Source organism: Rhodococcus sp. G-MC3 (assembly GCF_030063335.1).
Taxonomy (GTDB): Bacteria; Actinomycetota; Actinomycetes; order Mycobacteriales; family Mycobacteriaceae; genus Rhodococcoides.
Genome location: NZ_JASISW010000023.1, coordinates 72,729 through 88,824 on the forward strand (window position 1 = coordinate 72,729; position 16,096 = coordinate 88,824).

16 protein-coding genes and 1 pseudogene are annotated in these 16,096 nt (G+C 62.5%); 11 read left to right on the forward strand and 6 right to left on the reverse strand.

What is annotated here, in order from left to right; all coding sequences use genetic code 11:
* Positions 1–260: 260 nt before the first annotated feature.
* From sdhC to QMK17_RS21675, 4 genes are read left to right on the forward strand one after another with little or no spacing between them, the layout of a single operon-like run.
* A complete protein-coding gene (gene sdhC / locus QMK17_RS21660) occupies positions 261–602 on the forward strand; it encodes a succinate dehydrogenase, cytochrome b556 subunit (protein ID WP_442972811.1) in 342 nt (113 codons plus the stop codon).
* Positions 602–1,057, forward strand: a complete 456-nt coding sequence (locus tag QMK17_RS21665; protein ID WP_283511365.1) for a succinate dehydrogenase hydrophobic membrane anchor subunit — start codon at positions 602–604, stop codon at positions 1,055–1,057. Before sdhC ends, QMK17_RS21665 begins: the two co-directional genes overlap by 1 nt.
* Positions 1,058–1,073: 16 nt before the next feature.
* Entirely contained in the window at positions 1,074–2,825 is a 1,752-nt protein-coding gene (sdhA, locus tag QMK17_RS21670) for a succinate dehydrogenase flavoprotein subunit (RefSeq protein ID WP_283511366.1), read from the forward strand.
* Positions 2,825–3,607: a succinate dehydrogenase iron-sulfur subunit gene (locus QMK17_RS21675; protein WP_283511367.1), complete on the forward strand. Its 783-nt coding sequence runs from the start codon at positions 2,825–2,827 to the stop codon at positions 3,605–3,607. Before sdhA ends, QMK17_RS21675 begins: the two co-directional genes overlap by 1 nt.
* 82 nt (positions 3,608–3,689) lie before the next feature.
* Here the strand turns inward: QMK17_RS21675 and QMK17_RS21680 are convergent, their stop codons facing one another.
* Entirely contained in the window at positions 3,690–4,895 is a 1,206-nt protein-coding gene (locus tag QMK17_RS21680; protein ID WP_283511368.1) for an acyl-CoA dehydrogenase family protein, read from the reverse strand.
* A 29-nt stretch (positions 4,896–4,924) separates the two neighbouring features.
* The gene (locus QMK17_RS21685; protein ID WP_283511369.1) at positions 4,925–6,100 is read right to left on the reverse strand and encodes a CaiB/BaiF CoA transferase family protein; all 1,176 of its coding nucleotides are present in this window, start codon (positions 6,098–6,100) and stop codon (positions 4,925–4,927) included.
* Positions 6,101–6,210: 110 nt separating this feature from the next.
* Here QMK17_RS21685 and QMK17_RS21690 point away from each other — a divergent pair, with 110 nt between their 5' ends.
* A complete protein-coding gene (locus QMK17_RS21690; RefSeq protein ID WP_283511370.1) occupies positions 6,211–6,972 on the forward strand; it encodes an IclR family transcriptional regulator in 762 nt (253 codons plus the stop codon).
* 118 nt (positions 6,973–7,090) lie between these two features.
* On the opposite strand, the gene QMK17_RS21695 is transcribed toward QMK17_RS21690, so the two are convergent.
* Both QMK17_RS21695 and QMK17_RS21700 read right to left on the reverse strand, forming a co-directional pair.
* On the reverse strand, positions 7,091–8,068 hold the full coding sequence (locus QMK17_RS21695; RefSeq protein WP_283511371.1) for a Gfo/Idh/MocA family oxidoreductase: 978 nt from the start codon (positions 8,066–8,068) through the stop codon (positions 7,091–7,093).
* A 147-nt stretch (positions 8,069–8,215) separates the two neighbouring features.
* On the reverse strand, positions 8,216–9,259 hold the full coding sequence (locus tag QMK17_RS21700) for a LacI family DNA-binding transcriptional regulator (RefSeq protein WP_283511372.1): 1,044 nt from the start codon (positions 9,257–9,259) through the stop codon (positions 8,216–8,218).
* Between the two features lie 102 nt (positions 9,260–9,361).
* Between QMK17_RS21700 and QMK17_RS21705 the strand changes: the two genes are divergently transcribed.
* The 3 genes from QMK17_RS21705 to QMK17_RS21715 are packed head-to-tail and all read left to right on the forward strand — an operon-like array spanning position 9,362 to position 11,561.
* On the forward strand, positions 9,362–9,691 hold the full coding sequence (locus QMK17_RS21705) for a hypothetical protein (RefSeq protein ID WP_283511373.1): 330 nt from the start codon (positions 9,362–9,364) through the stop codon (positions 9,689–9,691).
* Complete coding sequence (locus QMK17_RS21710; RefSeq protein WP_283511374.1) at positions 9,688–10,584, forward strand: sugar phosphate isomerase/epimerase family protein; 897 nt, start codon at positions 9,688–9,690, stop codon at positions 10,582–10,584. Before QMK17_RS21705 ends, QMK17_RS21710 begins: the two co-directional genes overlap by 4 nt.
* Entirely contained in the window at positions 10,581–11,561 is a 981-nt protein-coding gene (locus QMK17_RS21715; RefSeq protein ID WP_283511375.1) for a Gfo/Idh/MocA family protein, read from the forward strand. Before QMK17_RS21710 ends, QMK17_RS21715 begins: the two co-directional genes overlap by 4 nt.
* 4 nt (positions 11,562–11,565) lie before the next feature.
* On the opposite strand, the gene QMK17_RS21720 is transcribed toward QMK17_RS21715, so the two are convergent.
* Positions 11,566–12,732, reverse strand: a complete 1,167-nt coding sequence (locus tag QMK17_RS21720) for a Gfo/Idh/MocA family protein (protein WP_283511376.1) — start codon at positions 12,730–12,732, stop codon at positions 11,566–11,568.
* A 138-nt stretch (positions 12,733–12,870) separates the two neighbouring features.
* On the opposite strand from QMK17_RS21720, the gene QMK17_RS21725 reads away from it, so the two are divergent.
* Positions 12,871–13,896 (forward strand): LacI family DNA-binding transcriptional regulator, encoded by a 1,026-nt coding sequence (locus tag QMK17_RS21725; protein ID WP_283511377.1) that lies wholly within the window; start codon positions 12,871–12,873, stop codon positions 13,894–13,896.
* Here QMK17_RS21725 and QMK17_RS21730 read toward each other — a convergent pair.
* Complete coding sequence (locus QMK17_RS21730; RefSeq protein WP_283511381.1) at positions 13,866–14,645, reverse strand: GntR family transcriptional regulator; 780 nt, start codon at positions 14,643–14,645, stop codon at positions 13,866–13,868. The genes QMK17_RS21725 and QMK17_RS21730 overlap by 31 nt on opposite strands.
* Positions 14,646–14,906: 261 nt before the next feature.
* Here QMK17_RS21730 and iolC point away from each other — a divergent pair, with 261 nt between their 5' ends.
* Both iolC and QMK17_RS21740 read left to right on the forward strand, forming a co-directional pair.
* Complete coding sequence (gene iolC, locus QMK17_RS21735; protein ID WP_283511378.1) at positions 14,907–15,902, forward strand: 5-dehydro-2-deoxygluconokinase; 996 nt, start codon at positions 14,907–14,909, stop codon at positions 15,900–15,902.
* Positions 15,895–16,096: pseudogene (locus tag QMK17_RS21740) on the forward strand (Cgl0159 family (beta/alpha)8-fold protein); the annotation flags it as partial. The gene iolC and the pseudogene QMK17_RS21740, both read left to right, overlap by 8 nt.

Genomic DNA, 16,096 nt, shown 5'->3' on the forward strand with positions numbered 1-16,096 from the left:
CAAACCTAACAAGGAATTGCAGCTCGGTACGAACCTCGAGTCGAATTAGTTCCGTGTTTCCAATGGGTTTACAGTTCAAAGACGGCGGCTCTTCGATATCCGTTGGAGCCGGAGTAAGACACATCGAGCCAGGTCCGGTCCGACTGCCAGGCTCGATACGTCCACCAATGACGTTGGAGGCTTTGCACTCGATGAGTAGCACGACGGAAGTCGCTCCGGCCAAGGAGCGCAAGCGGTCGTTGTACCGCGGGGATCCGGGAATGTGGTCCTGGGTCCTACACCGAATTACTGGCGTGTTGACGTTCTTCTTTTTGTTCGTCCACGTCCTGGACACCTCGATGGTCCGCGTCAATCCTGAGACCTACGACGCAATCATCGACACCTACAAGACGCCCTTGGTCGGGCTCATGGAACTCGGCCTCGTCGCTGCAGTGCTCTATCACGCACTCAACGGCATCCGCGTCATGCTGGTCGACTTCTGGTCCCAGGGACCGAAGTACCAGAAGCTGATGCTGTGGATCATCGCCGCGGTCTGGCTCGTGGTCATGATTCCGGGTGCAGGACGAATCTTCTACAACATGTTCACAGCGAGCGGGCACTGATGGCAACGACACACGGACCCGAGGCCAAGTCCCTCGGCAAGACATACGACCGTCCGGCAAGTCTGGACAACCCGCGCTCACCGCGCCGGAAGTCGAAGGGCAACTTCGAGCTCTACGCATGGCTGTTCATGCGGTTCTCCGGACTCGCACTCGTCGTCCTCGTTCTGGGTCACATGTTCATCATGTTGATGCTCGACGACGGCGTACACCGGATCAACTTCGCCTTCGTCGCAGGCCGCTGGTCGAGCCCGTTCTGGCAGTTCTGGGATCTGACGATGCTGTGGCTGGCGCAACTGCACGGCGGCAACGGCCTTCGCACGATCATCGCGGACTACTCCCGCAAGGATTCGACGCGATTCTGGCTGACGACGCTCCTGGTTCTATCGATGATTCTCATCATGGGCCTGGGCACCTACGTCATTTTCACCTTCGATCCGAACATTTCGGCGAACTAAGGGAACTGAAGCATTCATGCAGGAACATCGTTATGACGTGCTCATCGTCGGCGCCGGCGGCGCAGGCATGCGAGCTGCCATCGAAGCTGGGCCTCAGGCCCGCACGGCGGTACTGACCAAGCTCTACCCGACGCGCTCGCACACCGGTGCGGCGCAGGGCGGCATGTGCGCCGCCCTCGCGAACGTCGAGGAAGACAACTGGGAGTGGCACACCTTCGACACAGTCAAGGGCGGCGACTACCTCGCCGACCAGGATGCCGTCGAGATCATGGCCAAGGAAGCAATCGACGCCGTACTCGATCTCGAGAAAATGGGCCTTCCGTTCAACCGGACGCCCGAAGGAAAGATCGATCAGCGCCGATTCGGTGGACACACCCGCGATCACGGTAAAGCTCCCGTTCGCCGTGCGTGTTACGCCGCCGACCGGACCGGCCACATGATTCTCCAGACGCTCTACCAGAACTGCGTCAAGCACGACGTCGAGTTCTACAACGAGTTCTACGCCCTCGATCTCTGCCTGACCGAGACCGACAACGGACCAGTAGCGACCGGCATCGTCGCGTACGAGCTCTCCACCGGCGAGCTGCACATCTTCCACGCCAAGTCGATCATCTTCGCGACCGGCGGCTCGGGACGGATGTACAAGACGACGTCCAACGCCCACACTCTCACCGGTGACGGCATGGGCATCGTCTTCCGCAAGGGTCTTCCCTTGGAGGACATGGAGTTCCACCAGTTCCACCCGACAGGCCTCGCAGGCCTGGGCATCCTCATCTCCGAAGCAGTGCGAGGCGAAGGTGGCATCCTCCGGAACGAGGAGGGTGAACGCTTCATGGAGCGCTACGCCCCCACCATCAAGGACCTCGCGCCGCGCGACATCGTTGCGCGTTCGATGGTTCTCGAGGTCCTCGAAGGCCGTGGCGGCGGACCCAACAAGGACTACGTCTACATCGACGTCACGCACATCCCCGAGGAAGTTCTCGACGAGAAGCTCCCCGACATCATGGAGTTCTCGCGCACCTACCTCGGCGTGGACCCTGTCAAGGAGCCGGTGCCCGTCTACCCGACGTGCCACTACGTCATGGGCGGCATCCCCACCAAGATCAACGGTGAGGTGCTGCGCAACAACGACGACATCGTCCCCGGGCTGTACGCAGCGGGCGAATGTGCCTGCGTCTCGGTCCATGGCGCAAACCGACTCGGAACCAACTCGTTGCTCGATATCAACGTCTTCGGACGACGCTCGGGCATCGCTGCGGCGAAGTACGCCAACTCGGTGGACTTCACCCCGCTCCCCGAAGAGCCGGCCAAGATGGTTCAAGAGTGGCTCGAACTCGTACTCTCGGATCACGGCCACGAGCGGGTTGCCGACATCCGCTCCGAACTCCAGCAGTCGATGGACAACAACGCTTCGGTGTTCCGCACCGAGGAACGCCTCGAAACCGCACTGAAGGACGTTCGCGCCCTCAAGCAGCGGTACAACCACATCGTCGTGCAGGACAAGGGAACTCGCTACAACAGCGACCTCCTCGAAGCCGTGGAGCTCGGATTCCTGCTCGAAATGGCCGAGGTCACCGTCGTCGGTGCGCTCAACCGTAAGGAATCACGCGGCGGACACGCCCGCGAGGACTTCCCAGACCGCAACGATGCCGAGTACATGAAGCACACCATGGCCTACAAAGAAGGCACTGGCCTGCTCACCGACATCCGTCTGGACTACAAGCCGGTAATCCAGACCCGTTACGAGCCGATGGAGCGGAAGTACTGATGAGCGCACCAGCAGTCGACAAGAGCGAAGACAAGTCCGACCTTCCCGCCATGCCCGACGGCGCCGTGATGGTCAACCTGAAAATCGCTCGCTTCGACCCCGAGAACGGCGACGGCCAGCGCTGGGACACCTTCGCGGTCCCGACGCTGCCCACCGATCGTTTGCTCAACCTGCTGCTGTATGTAAAGGGCTACCTCGACGGGACCCTCACGTTCCGTCGCTCGTGCGCCCACGGCGTCTGCGGCAGTGACGCAATGCGCATCAACGGCGTCAACCGTCTCGCCTGCAAGGTATTGATGCGCGACATGCTGCCGAAGGACTCGTCGAAGACCCTGAACATCACGATCGAGCCCATCAAAGGCCTTCCGGTCGAAAAGGATCTCATCGTCGACATGGAGCCGTTCTTCGACGCGTTCCGCGCCGTCAAGCCGTTCCTCATGACGACGGGCAACGAGCCGACCCGCGAACGGATCCAGTCCGCCGCTGATCGCGCTCGATTCGACGACACGACCAAGTGCATTCTGTGCGCATGCTGCACCACATCGTGCCCAGTCTTCTGGAGTGACGGCAGCTACTTCGGACCGGCTGCGATCGTCAACGCGCACCGGTTCATCTTCGACAGCCGTGACGAAGGCGCTTCCGAGCGTCTCGACATCCTCAACGATGTCGAGGGCGTGTGGCGTTGCCGCACCACCTTCAACTGCACCGACGCGTGCCCCCGTGGCATCCAGGTGACGAAGGCGATCCAGGAAGTCAAGCGCGCACTGCTCTTCGCTCGCTAAATTTCTACCCCCTTTCACACGAGTGAGCCACCGCAACGGATAGTCAGTTGCGGTGGCTCACTCATTCGTTCGGGGCGAGACGTCAAACGAACGCGCTGAATCCTGTCACTCCCCTGCCGACGATGAGGTTGTTCATCTGCGACGTCCCCTCGTACGAGTACAGGGCTTCGGCGTCGGCGAAGAACCGGATCACATCGTATTCGAGGAGAATTCCGTTGCCGCCCATGATTTCCCGCGCCCAACCGACCACTTCACGCAACCTTGTCGTGCAGTAGGTCTTGGACAATGCGGCGTGCTCGTCGTAGTACATTCCCGAGTCCTGCAGCTGCGATACCCGCAACGCCATTCCTAGGGATGCAGTGATGTTTCCTGCCATGCGAGCGATCAGATCCGAGACGAGCTGGAACGACGCGATCGGCTTCCCGAACTGCACCCGCTCCTGTGCATAGGCAACAGCTCGCTCGTACGCCCCGATCATGACTCCGACGGCTCCCCAGGCAACACCGCCGCGCGTCAACCTCAGTACCTTCGAGGTGTCTGCGAAGGAGTTGGCGTGCTCGAGCTTGTTCGAGGCCGGGACCCGGCAGTCCTCCAGGTACACGTCGGCGTTCTCGACGGCTCGTAGCGAGTACTTGCCTTCGATCTTCTCGGCCCTGAAGCCCTCGAATTCCTTCTCGACGACGAATCCTTTGACCTCACCGTCTGCCTCGTCCTTGGCAAACACGATGATCAGGTCGGCGAACGTCGCGTTGCCGATCCACCGCTTGCTTCCGTTCAGAATCCAGTGATCACCATCGTGGCGTGCGGTCGTCTCCAGACCGCCCGAGACATCGGAGCCGCCGTGCGGCTCGGACAGCCCGAACGCACCGATCTTTTCCATGCGCCGCATGGCCGGCAACCACCGCTCGCGTTGCTCGTCGGAGCCCAGAATCGAAATACTGCTCATGGCCAGTCCGCTGTGCACGCTGAACATTGTTCCGGTCGATGGATCGACCCGCGAGAATTCGAGCCCCAGCCAGCCCGTCAGAACCTTGCGTCCAGCAGTGCGACCCTCGAATTCGTAGCCGAGTCCGGCGATGTCGAGTTCAGCAATCTTCGGAAGCAGATGGACTGGCGACTCCGCCTTTTCCCAGAACTCGTTTGCCCTCGGCGCGACCTCGGCGGCGAGAAACTCGCGAACCTTCAGCACTGTCTCAGTCTCCTCGTCGGTGAGGATCCCTTGATAGCCGAACAGGTCGGCGGCGAGGTAGTCCGGTGCCAGCGGGCCAAGCGGTTCGTGCTTGCTCATGTTTGCTCACTTCTCATCGAAGGGACTCCTTATGTCCTTGCAGTCGAGAGACCGGATACCCGATCGAACTCGTCGAACACCTCGTCGTTGTGCTGCCCCAGCGTCGGTGCCGGACGACGGATCGAGACCGGAGTTCCACTGAAACGCATCGGAATGCCCACCGCGCGGTACGCGCCTTCGGTCGGGTGTTGCGCGACGTCGAGCAGATGTCCGCCCTTCACGTATTCCGATTCCGACGCGTTCTCCAAGTCCAGGACCTCGGCCATCGGGATGCTGTGCTCCGCGCATAGTTGCTCCCACTCGGCGGTGGTGCGCTCGGGCGCGATTCTCTCGATCTCGCCGTAGAGCGCGCCCATGTCGTCGAGAATGGCCTGCCAGGTCGAGAAGCGTGGGTCGTCGTTCAACTCGCCGTGGCCGGAGGCTTCGAGGAAGTCGTGCACATTGGCCGGGCTGTAGGGCAGGATGCACGCCCACCCGTCGCGGGTCTTCACGGCGCCGTGGTTGGCACTGAGCGAACGGTAGAAACCAGTGGGGCCTTCCGGCGGTTCGAAGGTGTGACCACCGAGGTGTTCGACGAGGTTGAACGCAAGCATCGTGTCGGTCATGGGAACCTCGATGTGCTGACCTTCGCCTGTCGCGCGCTGGTGAATCACTGCCGCGAGTGTCGAGTAGACGATGGTCAAAGCGCAGACCTTGTCCGCAAGGATCGTCGGAACATAGTTGGCTTTGCCGGTCGCCCGAAGCATCAGGTCGGTCAATCCGCTTGCTGCTTGGACGATTTCGTCGTAGGCCGCCCGGTCGGCGAGATCGGAGTCGGACCGGAACCCCTGCGCGCTCGTGTATACGAGCGACGGATAGCGATCCTTCAGGGATTCGTAGTCGAACCCGAGGCGCTTCAGCGCGCCGGGCCGCATGTTTGTGACGAGCACGTCGGCGGTCGAGAGAAGTCGATGGAGATCGTTTTTTCCATCGTCGGACTTCAGGTCGAGCATGACACTGCGCTTGTTGCGGTTCACGTTCAGCGCAAGGGCCCCCATACCCTCGCCACGACGAGGCACCGACCTCCGCGTCGAATCTCCAGCAGGCGACTCGACTTTGATGACGTCCGCGCCGAGGTCGCCGAGTATCTGCGCCGCGTACGGTCCCATGACGACAGTCGCAAGATCGATGACTCGGACGCCGTCCAGTGGTCCTTGGTTGCTCATGTACTCCTCCTGGATATGTGCCCGACCGATGACACAAGCTTACCTACGCTAACGGTTTATACGCAATGTAGTACTTGCCATACCTATATAGATAGATTTACGGTGACATCGTGGCCGAAGACAAAAGACGACCCCACCATCGAGCGGTCGATCGCATCGCCGCACTGCTCGGTGCGGCCACCACGGACCCCCGCGGACTGACTCTCACGGAACTGGCCCGAGCCATCGATGCGCCTCTGTCATCCGTGCAGAAACTCGCCTACGGCCTCGTCGCGTCAGGGTTTCTCGACGAGCGAGATGGCCGCTACACGATCGGACCACTCTCGGCCGTGCTCGAGCGCAGGTCCGGACGCAACTCGGTCCGAGATTTCGATCGCGACCAACTCGACGCTCTGCACGCACGGACAGGAGCAGGCGCGCTGCTGGTTGTTCGCATCGGGGACGATGCGGTCAACATCGAGTCGGTCGGCCTCAGCGATGCGGCCGCCTTCGCGGACTCGACGAGGTGGCGCCATCCCCTGCCGTCGACCGCCGGAGGCAGAGTCCTTCTCGCGTACATGCCCGAGCGGCCCCGCCGAGAATGGGTCGCCGAGAATCTACGAGACGACCCCGAGCGAACGATGGCACTACTCGACGAACTCGATGCGATCCGATCGGGTGGCGTCGCGGTCGGCCCGAGCGGCCCGCTGCGTCCAGACCTGGAATCTGTTGCGGTGCCCCTGTTTCGAGCCGGCGAAGTGGTCGCATCGGTGGCGCTGACGCAGCCTCGCACCGGTGCCGGCAGGACCCTCGACGAGCTGCACGACGCCTTGATGGAGGCAACCCGCGATCACCGCACCCCGGGCGGCGACTCCAGTACCTTTCGGGAGTAGCAACCCGGCTGCAACCGTCACGAACATCCGGACGCCGAGGATTCGCGAGAGATGCCTGCGCCGATTCTTTCGCTGAATCGTAGCCGTGCAGACGGTCGTGATCCCAGAAAAATGCAGGTCAATATTCGACGGCGACCGTGCGGCCGCCCTCGTTCATCGATACCACCAGAGCGTCGGCGACGAGACCCGCACGGAGTCCGGCATCGGCGTCGGCGAGGGAGGAAGGGCGCCCCTCGTCGATGGAGTCGATCCACTCCTGCAGTTCGAGGCGGTAGGCCTCGGCGTAGCGCGGAACCCAATCGAGCGGGTACTCGATGGATCGCTTCAGTTCGTTGTCCACGATCACATGGGCGGGCACGGCGAACGATGCGACGCCGTCCTCGCCGACGATCTCGCAGCGGGTGTCGTAACCGTATCGGGCGTTGACGAAAAGCTCGACTGTCATCAGGACGTCGGACTCGGTGCGCAGCAACATGATCTGCGGGTCCTGACGGATCCCCGAATGCTTGGACGTTCGGCCTGCATGCCAGCTGGCCTCTGTGATGGGAGATCCGAGGAGCCACGGCATGATGTCGAGTTCATGGATGGCCGAGTTGGTGATCGTCGCCGCGGAGTCGCCTGGGCCCGCCGATACGTTGCGGCTGACACAGTGAGCCACAAGCGTTTCCCCGATTCGCTCTACCGTCGCCGCACGTTTGAGTTCGTTGTACGCAGGATCGAAACGGCGCATGAATCCGACGGTAATCAAGTTGCGATCGCCTTGCGCGGAGATGATCTCTCGACATTCTGCGGCAGTGGGCGCAAGAGGCTTCTCGCACAGCACCGGCTTGTTCGCAGCCAGTGCAGCAAGAACGAGCTCGGCGTGGGTCGAATCGTGCGAGGCAACGATCACGGCATCGACGTCATCGCGCGCAATGAGCTCTTTGCCGTCGGCGGCGACCGTCGCCTCACGGAGTTCCGCGGCCACAGACGCCGCCCGGCCGGCGTCGAAGTCTGCGACCGCGGATACCTCGGCGCCCGAAATCGAGCCGTTGATCTTGCGAGCATGGTCGGCGCCCATAACGCCGACACCGATGATTCCAACGCGTATAGACATGCGCCGAGTATGACACTCAAATGTCCAGACAATCTAACTTTTGCCGAGAATGGGTTCGACCGGTGACCGCACACACGCTCGCACGGGCAGGTCGGAGGCCGTGAGCGCTAAGTTACGTCCGGCGGTACCCAAACACGCACGGGCAGGTCAGCGCAGTTGCGGCGGAGTGTTGAATCTCGTCAACACCTGAACCTGAGAGCGTTCATTGACAAGACCGTCGAGACTGCCACCGGCCTGCATCAACACTCGACATGCCATGCGCGCATCAGCTCTCAGATCGTGGTGCAGTACCGCCGACAACGCTCCGGACTCGAGCAGCGGCCGGTTGTCGCTGTCGAGATCGTGCCCGACGAATACTCGACAGCGACGGCCTGCACGGGAGAAAGCCTGAACGACGCCGGTATTTCCGCCCCCGATCGAGTACACGGCCTCGATGTCGGGATGACCGGCAAGGGCCCGCTCGACGAGGGCTTCGACTGTCTGGTCGAGTCCTTCGCTGTCGGTAATCTCGACGACACGCCGACCTGCAGCATCACCGCGCTCGGCACCCAACGCCCGCAGTGTGCTGCGAAATCCCATCTCACGCTCGCCTTCGTTTCGAAAGATGTTGCTCGTCAAGATGATCAACACTGCGGCGTCGACGTCCCCGAGCCAACCGTCGATCAGGTATGCAGCGGTGGCACCCGCGGCCCTGTTGTCGATACCGACGTAATCCACACGCCGACTCGCGGGAACGTCGGTCACGTAGGTCACCACGGGGATGCCCATCTCGACGAGCCGATCGATGGCCGTCACCACGTCCGGATCGTCGGGTGCCTTCACGATCAGTCCGTGTGAACCACGCGTGGTGAACCGTCCGAGTGTGGAGGTGATGTCGGCAACCGATTCGGTCTCCCTGAAGTGAAACCGACATCGAACGACAGCCGGAGACAGCATCGGCAGCTCGGCTTCGAGGGCCGATCGAAACTCCGTCGAGAATCGCGCCGGAGTTTGCATCACCACGTCGAACAGAAACTTCCGTCCATTGAGCCTCAGCTGCGAACGCTGTTTGTCGAGATCGGAAATTGCCTGTCCAACTTCCGATCTCGTGTCCGGTCTGACACCTGGCCGGTCATGGAGCACCCTGTCGACCGTTGCCTCGCTCAGCCCCGACTGCTGCGCTATCTCGCGAACCTTGTATCGATGCTTCACCGAGGAAACTCCTGAGGCGTTTTTGACGGCTTTTGTCCCTTGATCCTACGGCGCTGTCAAGGGAGGCTTCCTTTCACACACTTCTGCGTAAGGACCTTTCTGATGGGCGTAACCGTCGGCATCATCGACAGCGCTGCCGCACTCCTCGCGGCGGGAGTCGACGGAGTTGTCGCTGGGTGGGACCAGCAGGTGCCCGTCCGCAACCTCGAGAAGGGTGTGGCGTTCCCGAGCGGAACACCGCACAGCTTCTTCATGGACCGTTTCGCCTCCGCCTATCAGGTGGAGTTGGGTGCGTTCGTCGACGTGATCTCGCGACGAATCGAATCACCCTGCACACCGCGCGATGCACTCGAAGTGGCGTATATCGCCGAGGCCGCAACTCTGTCCCTACAACTGCACCGCCCGGTGCGAATCGACGAGGTAAGACTGTGACAACAACAGAAATTCGCATCGCCGGCGCCCCCATCTCCTGGGGCGTCTGTGAGGTCCCCGACTGGGGGTACCAGATCGCCAACGACCGCGTCCTCACCGAGATGCGCGATGCAGGCCTCACCGCAACCGAAGTCGGCCCCGAAGGCTTTCTCCCGGCAGACCCGAACGAACTGGCCGCCACCCTCGACAAGTACAACCTCACATCCGTCGGCGGGTTTGCACCGGTTCTTCTGCACGACGCCGACCACGATCCGGTCCCCGGAATTGCGCCACTACTCGACGCCTTCTTCGCCTCCCGTGCCGAGGTGCTCGTACTCGCCGCCGCCACCGGAAGCGAGGGCTACGATTCGCGCCCCGAACTCGACGACGCACAGTGGGACACGTTGTTGCGCAACCTCGATCGCCTGCAGACAGCGGCGGCCGAGCGCGGAATTCGCGCTGTCCTGCACCCGCACGTGGGCACCATGGTCGAAAAACGCGACGAGGTTTACCGCGTCCTCGACGGCTCGACGATCCCACTGTGCCTCGACACCGGCCACCTTCTCATCGGCGGGACCGATCCGCTCGAACTCGTGGAGGCACATGCGAAGCGCATCACCCATGCGCACCTCAAGGACGTGGACTCTGCTCTCGCTGCACGCGTGCAGGCCGGCGAGCTCACCTACACCGAGGCCGTCGCGCTGGGCATGTACACCCCGCTCGGCACCGGCGATGTCAACATCGCCAAGGTCGTGGGCGGACTTCTCGATGCAGGGTTCGACGGCTGGTTCGTGCTCGAGCAAGACACCATTCTCACCGCCGAACCCACCGACGCCGGACCCGTGACCGATGTCATTGCCAGTGTCGCGTACCTGCGGAGTGTGGTGGACGCACGCGTAGCGTCGAACGCATGACACAGCTGCGAATCGGCGTCCTCGGTGCATCACGTATCGCCGAGGTCGCCATCGTCGAACCTGCCCGCATTCTCGGGCATCGTCTTGTCGCATGCGCTGCACGCGAGAGGGCAAGAGCTGAGACATTCGCCCAAAAGTACGGCGTCGAAAGAGTTCTCGATTCCTACCAGGACGTCATCGACGACCCTGAGATCGACGTCGTCTACAACCCTCTCGCCAATTCACTGCATGCGCCGTGGAACCTCGCGGCCATCGGTGCAGGCAAGCCGGTGCTGACGGAGAAGCCGTTCGCGCGTGATGCGGCGGAGGCAACCACGGTTGCCGACGCAGCATCCGCGGCGGGCATCACCGTGATGGAAGGTTTCCACTACCTGTTCCATCCCGTCACGAAGAGACTGCAGCAGTTGGTGGAAAACGGCACGCTCGGCGAACTAGAGTACGTCGAGGTCGTCATGCGGATGCCCGCACCGGAAGCAGGTGACCATCGCTGGTCATTCGACCTCGCAGGCGGAGTCATGATGGACCTCGGTTGCTACGGACTTCATGCTCAGCGACTCTTCGGTCAGTACGCGGGCGGTGATCCGAAAGTCGTATCGGCCTCGGCCGTCGAACGGACCGCAGGAGTCGACGAGTCCATCGACGTACACCTCGAATTCCCCAACGGCGCAACGGGTGTGTCGCGGAATTCGATGATCGACCCCGACTATCTGTTCAGCCTGAAGGTAGTCGGCTCCGCGGGTGAAGCGTTGGCGCACAACTTCATCAAGCCGAACGAGGACGATCGAGTGAGCGTCACCATCGGTTCCGAGACCACAGTCGAGAATCTCGGAAAACGCACGTCGTACACGTACCAGCTGGAGGCCTTCGCAGCCCACGTTCTCGGTGGTGCCGCGTTGCCGTTGGATGCCCGCGACGCGGTCACCAACATGGCGTTGATCGACGATGGCTACCGCGCCGCGGGGATGTCCCCGCGCTGAGCAGTCAGGACGCTCCCGGCTTCACCCAGGAACCAGACTCCACGGACCGAGTCATCGCGTCGAGAACCTCGGCGCTGCGCACCGCGTCCCAGGCGGTGGCGCCGACGGGTTTGCCCTCCGCAATGGACTGCAGGAAACGCTTGGCCTCGATGACCTTGAGATCGTCGTATCCCATCGCCGACGCCGACCCGGGCTGGAAGGCACCGTATTCACCCTGCCCGGGGCCGACGAAGATGGTCGAAACAGGCTGGTCCTGGTAGCGATTGCCCACACTCACACCGAGTTCGCCGAGACGGCGGAAATCCCAGAACACAGCTCCCTTGGTGCCGTGAATTTCGAACCCGTACGCGTTCTGCTCGCCAACGGACACGCGGCTGGCTTCCAGCGTCGCACGCGCACCCGAGGCGAGCCGGATCTGACTGCTGACGAAGTCCTCGTTCTCGACGGGTCCCAGCTCACCGCCGGTCGCCAGCGCGTGACCACTGGTCGAACCGGTCGGCCGTGCGCGCTGCGGAACGAACACAGCGGTGTCGGCGACGAGAGAATCTATCTCTCCCAACAGGTACCAAAGCAAGTCGGCGCCGTGCGACGCGAGGTCGCCCAGCACACCATTGCCACCGCGCGCACGTTCGAAACGCCAGCTGAGGGCGCCATCGGGGTGCGCCGCGTAGTCACTGAAGAATCGGAAGCGTGCATGCGTGACCGTACCGATATCGCCCGACTCGATGAGCGCCTTCGCCTCTTCGACGGCAGGTGCGTTTCGGTAATTGAACCCCACTGCCGTCTGTACGCCTGCCTTGTCAGCAGCCACGGCGACAGCGCGAGCATCGTCGGCGGACAAACCGACAGGTTTCTCGATCCAGATGTGCTTGCCCGCCTCGACCATCGCGGTACCGATGCTGCGGTGCAGGAAGTTCGGTGCGGTGATCGACACAGCGGCGATCTCGCTGTCGGCTTCGATGTCGTGCCAGTCGGTGGTCGCGTTCTCGAAGCCGAACTGTGCGGCTGCTTGTTCGGCGCGGCCCGGCACCTCGTCGGCAACCGATGCGAGGACCGGTACCAGCCCGAGTTCCGGGTAGTGGTGCCGAAGGCGGGCGTAGGCCTGCGTGTGTACGCTGCCCATCCAGCCGAAACCTGCCACGCCTATGCGAATGCTCTGCGTTGAATTCACTGGATCTGTCTCCTCGAGATCTGACTGACCGAGCAATTTGGACCGGTCCAATCTGCAGTAGAGTGTGCGTTACACGGCACCGAGGTGTCAACACCCCTACTGCTAGCGTCTGGTCTTACCCGAGAAGAGGAGACATTCATGCCGCAGCCGACGATCCGCACCGTCGCCGCACATGCAGGCGTGTCCAAATCTCTTGTTTCACTGGTACTCCGAGGGTCACACTCGGTCAGCGAGGCCAAGCGCACGGCGGTCGAAAACGCCATCCTCGAACTGGGCTATCGGCCGAACCTCAGCGCCCGCAGCCTCACCCAGAATCGAACTCACATCGTCGGAGTCCTGATCAACGATCTGCGCAACCCATGGTTCGTCGATTGCATCGAAGGCATGAATTCGGTTCTACAACAACACGGTCTGAAAATGTTTCTTGCCGACGGCCGGTTGGATCGTAGTTCCGACGAGTCGTTCGTCAAGAGCTTCGTCGACCTCCGGCTCGATGGTCTCGTCCTCGTCGGCACCCGCGACCCCACACCCGCCATCGCCGAGGCCGCGGCGGCAATGCCGACGGTGGTCGTCGCAAGCCGAGATCTGGACTTCCCCGGTGTCGACGTCGTCGCCAACGACGACGAACTGGGCACGACACTGGCAGTCGATCACCTCGTTGCGCTCGGCCACGAGAGGATCGCGCACATAGCGGGTTTCGGCGCTGTGGCGGACATTCGAGCCTCGAGCTACCGAGCCGCCATGGTCGCCCACGGACTCTCTCGACACATCCACGTCGAGGCGAGCGACATGACCGAGGACGACGGACACCGTGCCGCAGTAAGGTTGTTGGACAGCAGAACTCGCCCCACTGCGGTGTACGCGTTCAACGACATCGTCGCGATCGGCACCATGACGGCGTGCAGTGAGCGGTCCATCGCAATTCCACACGACATGTCGGTAGTCGGCTACGACAACACCTCGATCGCACAACTGCGCCACGTGTGGCTGACCAGCGTGGACAATGCGTCCATCGAGGTGGGCGAACGGGCGGCGCAGGCATTGGTCGAGAGAATCACCACCCCCGGGGCGCCAGGGTCGCTCGCCCTCGTCACGCCTGCTTTACAGGTGCGCGGATCTACCGGACACCCACCTCAACGATCGACGACAGTCGTGTCGAAGTAGTACCTGGACGCACGGTAGGCATGCGACCCGAACTCGACGACACTCCCCGAATCGTCGAATGCCGTGCGGTGCATCGTCAGCAACGGGGCCTTGTACTTTTCGTCGAGCAGCAGCGCTTCCTCGCGGTCGGCCGCCTTGGCGCCGATGCGCTGACGGGCGAGACGAATATGGACGCCTCTCGTTCGAAGTGATTGATAGAGCCCCTGGGACTCGAGCTCATCCGGATCGGGCGCTATCGCCGACGGCAGGTGATTGGTCATCAGCGCCAGCGGTTCGCCGTTTGTGCTTCTGAGCCTGCGAATGGTCACGACCTCGGTCGCATCCGAGATATTGAGCTCACGAGCGACCTCGTCGGTGGGGATCCCGATGTGATATCCGAGAAGCTTGGTCGATGGACTCTGGCCGGCACGAGCCAGGTCGTCGAACAAACTGGTCAGTTCGACAGGTCGGTGAACAGGACTCTGGACGACCTGGGTGCCGACACCTCTCTTGCGAACCAGCAGACCCTTGTCCACGAGTTCCTGAATTGCCCTTCGTGTCGTGGGTCGCGACAGATTGAGCCGTTTGGCCAGCGCCAATTCGTTCTCGAATCGATCCCCTGGCGCGAGGAGGCCGCCGAGAATGGCCGCCTCGATCGCCTGTGCAAGCTGGAAATACAGAGGAACCGGGCTGCCTCGATCGAGCTCGACAGACAACGGTGTTGCGACCGTCGAGCTGGTCGATGTCGTCTTCGATTCGCCCGTGGACACATTCGACGCAGTCACTAGTCCGGCTCCGTATCTCCTCGATGGGCAGCAGTCCCGCGCCCGGCTTGATCGGAAGTGTAGGCGAACACTAACAGCAACTTGACTGGTAGTAAGAATGTCAGGACAAAGTATTGACAGAAACCTGTGGCCTAGCGCACAGTGGTTTCCAGCAGCCACCCTCGTCCGTCCCGGCGCCACAAGCCTTCACTATCCGCAGCCTTCACTGTCCGCAGTCCTCACTATTGTTTGGAGTCGATCTTGTCCATGTCAGCCGATGCGAACAACACGGCCTTCGACGTCCTCGCTATCGGGCGTAGCGGCGTCGACATCTACCCGCTGCAAACCGGTGTCGGCCTCGAGGACGTCGAGTCGTTCGGCAAATTCCTCGGCGGAAGCGCCGCGAACGTCTCGGTTGCCGCAGCTCGCCTCGGATGCCGCTCAGCACTGATCTCGGGTGTCGGTCACGACCCGTTCGGGCGGTATGTCGCCGCCGAGCTCGCGCGCCTGGGCGTCGACAATCGCTACCTCGTCACCGACGATCAGTTCGCGACCCCCGTCACGTTCTGCGAGATCTTCCCCCCCGACGATTTCCCCCTGTATTTCTACCGCAAGCCCTCGGCCCCCGACCTGCAGATTCGGCCGGAGAACATCGACACCGGTGCTGTGAAAAACGCGCGCCTGTACTGGTCGACTGTCACCGGACTGTCGGAGGAGCCGAGCCGCAGCGCCCATTTCACCGCCTGGCAAGCCCGCGGACGCGCACCGCTGACCGTTCTCGACCTCGACTACCGGCCGATGTTCTGGGATTCGCCCGCCGCCGCCACCGATCAGGTGCGCCGCGCGCTCACACACGTCACCGTCGCCGTCGGCAACAAAGAAGAATGCGAGATCGCCGTCGGTGAAACCGACCCACACAAAGCCGCCGGCGCACTGCTCGACCTCGGTGTCGAACTCGCCATCGTCAAGATGGGCCCCAAGGGAGTTCTGGGCAAGACGAGGTCGCAGACCGTGACGGTGCCGCCGAACATCGTCGACGTCGTCAACGGTCTCGGAGCAGGCGACAGCTTCGGCGGCTCGCTGTGCCACGGTCTGCTCGCCGGGTGGCCGCTGGAGAAAATCCTCCGCTACGGCAACGCCGCAGGTGCGATCGTGGCATCGCGTCTCGAATGCTCGACGGCCATGCCCACCGCGACCGAAGTCGCTGTACTCGCAGAAGAGTCTGCCCCGGAAACATCCGACAACGAGGCCGTCAATGTCTGAGACCACCTTGACCCCGGCGGCGGCGTCGACCTACGCCGGCGTCACCGCCCTACGCGCCACCGATCCTCAGGCCATCGAACGAGCATGGGCCACCCGCACTACGCGCCCCACCATCCGCGGCAACGGCCGGTTGATGATCGTCGCCGCCGACCACCCCGCCCGCGGCGCACTCTCGGTCGGGGCCAACCCGGCGG

Excerpts from the sequence above, each read along its gene's own strand:
- sdhC (WP_442972811.1), top strand. The coding sequence starts at position 261 with ATGTGGTCCTGGGTCCTACACCGAATTACTGGCGTGTTGACGTTCTTC.
- iolC (WP_283511378.1), top strand. The coding sequence starts at position 14,907 with ATGTCAGCCGATGCGAACAACACGGCCTTCGACGTCCTCGCTATCGGG.
- sdhA (WP_283511366.1), top strand. The coding sequence starts at position 1,074 with ATGCAGGAACATCGTTATGACGTGCTCATCGTCGGCGCCGGCGGCGCA.
- QMK17_RS21665 (WP_283511365.1), top strand. The coding sequence starts at position 602 with ATGGCAACGACACACGGACCCGAGGCCAAGTCCCTCGGCAAGACATAC.
- QMK17_RS21705 (WP_283511373.1), top strand. The coding sequence starts at position 9,362 with ATGGGCGTAACCGTCGGCATCATCGACAGCGCTGCCGCACTCCTCGCG.
- QMK17_RS21675 (WP_283511367.1), top strand. The coding sequence starts at position 2,825 with ATGAGCGCACCAGCAGTCGACAAGAGCGAAGACAAGTCCGACCTTCCC.
- QMK17_RS21695 (WP_283511371.1), bottom strand. The coding sequence starts at position 8,068 with ATGTCTATACGCGTTGGAATCATCGGTGTCGGCGTTATGGGCGCCGAC.
- QMK17_RS21680 (WP_283511368.1), bottom strand. The coding sequence starts at position 4,895 with ATGAGCAAGCACGAACCGCTTGGCCCGCTGGCACCGGACTACCTCGCC.
- QMK17_RS21725 (WP_283511377.1), top strand. The coding sequence starts at position 12,871 with ATGCCGCAGCCGACGATCCGCACCGTCGCCGCACATGCAGGCGTGTCC.
- QMK17_RS21715 (WP_283511375.1), top strand. The coding sequence starts at position 10,581 with ATGACACAGCTGCGAATCGGCGTCCTCGGTGCATCACGTATCGCCGAG.
- QMK17_RS21685 (WP_283511369.1), bottom strand. The coding sequence starts at position 6,100 with ATGAGCAACCAAGGACCACTGGACGGCGTCCGAGTCATCGATCTTGCG.